The 269-nt window shown below is 33.5% G+C and carries 1 protein-coding gene; it reads left to right on the top strand.

Annotated elements, in window-relative coordinates:
- Positions 1-249, top strand: a 249-nt coding sequence (locus NG904_RS17080; protein WP_252232934.1) for a hypothetical protein, incomplete at its 5' end; no start/stop codon positions are given.
- Positions 250-269 lie beyond the last annotated feature (20 nt).

Here is a 269-nt window from a genome sequence, read left to right as displayed (position 1 = left end):
ATGTTAGAAAAAACACTGCAAGTTGAAACAGAAAACACAATTTCTCATTTGAATGTATCTTTATCTGATCGTTTCCTTTCTCAAAGCACAGCAATACATGAAAACAATTGTTATCATACAATTGGTGAATGGTACAAAAATCATTTCTTATTCCAACAAGATGATTTCCTTTGGGCTAAATATGCCTTCTATGACGCATATTGTGAAGCCATCCAAAAACAAGGTCATCTTACAAAACGCGTCCGTTAAATATTAGAATCATTGGCTCG

It is taken from the genome of Clostridium sp. ZBS15 (assembly GCF_023845705.1).
Lineage (GTDB): Bacteria > Bacillota > Clostridia > Clostridiales > Clostridiaceae > Clostridium > Clostridium aquiflavi.
The sequence above is the reverse complement of the archived record's forward strand: the minus strand, read 5'-3'. Positions and strand labels throughout refer to the sequence as shown.